General features: G+C 64.4%; 5 protein-coding genes. 2 read left to right on the forward strand and 3 right to left on the reverse strand.

Annotation, left to right across the window (positions count from 1 at the left end):
* Positions 1-544 (reverse strand): peptide MFS transporter (locus FKP22_RS32660; protein WP_211361562.1); only part of this gene is annotated, 544 nt, incomplete at its 3' end.
* 180 nt (positions 545-724) lie between these two features.
* Between FKP22_RS32660 and FKP22_RS32665 the strand changes: the two genes are divergently transcribed.
* Together FKP22_RS32665 and FKP22_RS24495 are read left to right on the forward strand one after the other, a co-directional pair.
* Positions 725-1,309 (forward strand): hypothetical protein, encoded by a 585-nt coding sequence (locus tag FKP22_RS32665; protein ID WP_170201065.1) that lies wholly within the window; start codon positions 725-727, stop codon positions 1,307-1,309.
* Positions 1,310-1,386: 77 nt separating this feature from the next.
* Entirely contained in the window at positions 1,387-1,824 is a 438-nt protein-coding gene (locus FKP22_RS24495; RefSeq protein ID WP_211361563.1) for an acyl-CoA thioesterase, read from the forward strand.
* Between the two features lie 83 nt (positions 1,825-1,907).
* Here FKP22_RS24495 and FKP22_RS24500 read toward each other — a convergent pair whose 3' ends face one another.
* Both FKP22_RS24500 and FKP22_RS24505 read right to left on the reverse strand, forming a co-directional pair.
* Positions 1,908-2,951, reverse strand: coding sequence for a DUF3466 family protein (locus tag FKP22_RS24500; RefSeq protein WP_141290273.1), 1,044 nt, complete (start codon positions 2,949-2,951; stop codon positions 1,908-1,910).
* Positions 2,948-3,466, reverse strand: a 519-nt coding sequence (locus FKP22_RS24505) for a 5'-nucleotidase (protein ID WP_141290274.1), incomplete at its 5' end; no start/stop codon positions are given. The genes FKP22_RS24500 and FKP22_RS24505, both read right to left, overlap by 4 nt.

The following is a 3,466-nucleotide window of genomic DNA, read 5'->3' on the forward strand; positions in this document are numbered from 1 at the left end:
TGCCCACGCCGGCGCTGGCAAAGCCCCAGTGCCAGCCATAGACCTCGCCCAGCGTGCCCGCGCCCAGCGGCGCCAGCAGCGAGCCGACGTTCACCGCCATGTAGAAGATCGTGTAGCCGCCGGCGCGGCGTGGATCGTCCGGGCCGTCGTACAGCAGGCCGACCATGGACGAGGTGTTGGCCTTGAACAGCCCGTTGCCGACCACCAGCAGCCCGAGTGCGATGAACAGCAGCGGCTCGAAGGCCATGGCGAAATGGCCCAGCATCATCACCGTGGAGCCGATGATGGAGGTCAGCCGCGCGCCCAGCCAGCGGTCCGCGATGTAGCCGCCCAACAGCGGCGTCAGGTAGACCAGCCCGGTGTAGAGCCCGTACAGGCTCAGCGCCTCGGCGCGCGGGTAGCCCAGTGCCTTGGTGAGGTAGAGCACCAGCAGCAGCCGCATGCCGTAGTAGCTGTAGCGCTCCCACATCTCGGTCAGGAAGATGACCTTCAGGCCGGGTGGGTGGCGCACGGGTTCGGCGCTGGCGGGCAAGGTGGTGTTCAAGGTGCGGGTGGGCTGAACGTGGAGGTGACCGGGCGCCGAGTTGGCGCGGCCGCATTGTCGCCCTGGCCGGCCACTGCGCGGCCTGTGCCGCCGAGGCGACGGTTCGTCGCAAGCAGCTGTAGTGCCAGGGGCTGGTGGCCGAACATGCAGGCATCGAATCCAGTTGCAGGTGCCTCCGCCATGACCCGCTCCACTCCGTTCCGCTCCCCCCGCACTTCCGCATTTCGCCCGCTGCGCCTGCTGGCCATCGTGGGCACATCGATCTTGAGCCTGGCCCTGGTGGGCACCACGCTGGCCTGGGCCGAAGGCTTCAAGGCCGGGCTGTCCATCGACGAAGCCGCCACGCCGGCCGACATCGGGCTGCCGCTCTACCCCGGTGCCAAGCCCTGGACCGAGAAGAACGACGAAAAGGATTCGGCGCAGATCCGCCTGTGGGGCGGCAGCTTCGGCTTCACGCTGGCCGCCGGCCAGTTCCTCAGCAGCGACCCGCCAGACCGCGTCGCCGCGTTCTACCGCGACGCATTGGCCAAGAAGGGCACGGTGCTGGACTGCGGCCAGCCCGGCCAGGTCGACACACCCCTGCCCAAGGCCAGCGGCAGCGACGACGTGCTGCGCTGCAAGAACGACAAACCCAAGCCCGGCGGCCGGCTGCTGAAAGCCGGCCTGTCCAGCCGCCAGTTCCAGGTCAGCCTGGAGCCCGGGCCGGACGGCAAGGGCACGCGCATCGGGCTGGTGCGGCTCGAAGCGAAAGGCTTCGAACCTTGAGTCACCCAAGTGGCAGGCCGCATCGGCCGCCGTCCGTATCATCGGCGCCGTGTCTGTCTGCACCAAGCGCCGCGCCGATGAGCTGGGACCTGCCCGATCCGTTCACCCTTGAAGTCGTCCCGCAGCCGCAGGACATCGACGGCCTGGACCACACCAACAACGCCGTCTACGTGCAGTGGTGCGAGCGGGTGGGCTGGGCGCACTCCGAGCACCTGGGCCTGAGCCTGGCCGACTACCGCCGGCTGGACCGCGCGATGGCCATCCGCCACGGCCACTACGACTACCTGCTGCCGTCCTCGCAGGGCGAAGCCTTGCAGATCGCCACCTGGCTGACGGCCAGCGACGGCAAGCTGGCGATGGAACGCCGCTTCCAGCTGCGCCGCACCCGCGACGGGCAGACGCTGATGCGTGGCCGCTGGGACCTGATCTGCATCGAGATCAGCAGCGGCAAGCCGCGCCGCATGCCGCCGGAGTTCGTCGCGGCGTATCAGGCCGCGGTGGTGCCCATTGACTGATGCACAGTGAGGCCGCGGGCGCTGCGGATCACAATCTGGTCAACACGGCAGGCTTGGCCTCATGGTCGACCTTCCTTCAGACATTACTGTGGAGTCAGCAGATAGGTATGCCAGCTGCCAGTCCACCCGTCATAGGCGAGGCCGATGATCTTGCCGCTGTCATCGATCCCCACAGCGCTCTTCAATACCCAGCCGTGCTGCCGCTTCTTGTCACTGATCTTGGTGTTGAGATCGATAATCTTGCCGCCCTGCCAGAGCATCGCCCGGTCTTCCCAGGTCTTGGTCACGGCATGACCGACGATGGCGCCTTTGCTGTTGATTGCCAAGGCTTCTGCATCGTCATCGTCCAATGCTCCCAATGAAATCAACGAGCCGTCTAGCCATGTCACAGCGTACATACCGGTCCGGTTCGCACCCTGTGACCAGCCCGCGATCTGACCACTAGCGTTCACCGACGTTGCGGATGACGATGCGTTTTCACCCAGGGCGCCAAGATCTTCTGGTTGAGCGTCGATCCATCTTGTCGCATGCGAAAAGCCATCGCTCATTGAGCAGTTGCCGACGATCACGCCACTGTCGGAGATTGCCGCAGCTGTCGATTGGAATCCACTGGGCAACATGGCCAAGTCAATCACTTTGCCGTTTTTCCATAAGACGGCATGGCTTCTGTCATCGGCGGAGTTGTTAGGGTCGATGCGATGGCTATAGCCGACGATCAGCCCCTTCTTGTTGATACCGGTTGCTGCGGTACTAGCTGTGGGATCAAGTGGCTTGAGACGTGTCGTGGTTCCATCTGTGTTCCAGACGACGGGAAGATCGACGCCGTCAACCGTGTCGCTGAACTTTCCAACAATTTGCCCTGCGGCATTCACGCTCAGGGCGGCGCTATGGTTGCCAATGGATGACAAGGCTATTGCCTGGCCATTGATCCATTTAATCGCCAGCCCAAATGGAGACGATGACTGACCTACGACAACGCCTTGCTTGTTGAAGCCACCCGGAACGGGATAGCCAAGCATCGAATCAGGGTAGTCATCCAAAATGGTCAGCGAATAGGTAGAGGCCGCATGCGCAATGCTGCAAGTCGCGACATAGGCTGCTGTCGCGATCAAAAAAAAGTTCTTCATGATCGATCGGCGCCCTCCGCGCCTTCTTGGTATTGAAAGCGAACTGATTCTGGCGGATCCGGCCAGCTTGTTCCACTGATGTTCCTAGGGGGAACTGGTACGAGATTGGACACGCCTGCCGCCACATGGCCGGACGGCACATGCGGCGCTGCGCCCTCGACGTGGCCGGTCTGGTCGTCGAAGAAGAAATCGGGTTCGAATTCGCGCAGGAACGGGCCTTTGGTGAGGCCGCCGAGGAAGAAGGCTTCGTCGATCTCGACGCCCCAGGCCATCAGCGTGCGGATGGCGCGTTCGTGGGCCGGGGAACCGCGGGCGGTGACCAGGGCGGTGCGCAGCGTCATGCCAGTGTCTTCGGCGCTGGCGCGCAGGCGGTGCAGGGCGTCCAGCAGCGGCTTGAACGGGCCGGCGGCCAGCGGGGTTTGCGCCTGTTCGACCTCATGGTCCTGGAAGGCTTGAAGCCCACCGCGCTGGAAGACCTGCTCGGATTCGTCGGAGAACAGCACGGCGTCGCCGTC

This window comes from Ideonella azotifigens, from assembly GCF_006519715.1.
Lineage (GTDB): Bacteria > Pseudomonadota > Gammaproteobacteria > Burkholderiales > Burkholderiaceae_C > Ideonella > Ideonella azotifigens.

Bases quoted from the DNA above. Each gene is read 5' to 3' on its own strand.
- FKP22_RS32665 (WP_170201065.1), top strand. From the start codon at position 725: ATGACCCGCTCCACTCCGTTCCGCTCCCCCCGCACTTCCGCATTTCGC.
- FKP22_RS24495 (WP_211361563.1), top strand. From the start codon at position 1,387: ATGAGCTGGGACCTGCCCGATCCGTTCACCCTTGAAGTCGTCCCGCAG.
- FKP22_RS24500 (WP_141290273.1), bottom strand. From the start codon at position 2,951: ATGAAGAACTTTTTTTTGATCGCGACAGCAGCCTATGTCGCGACTTGC.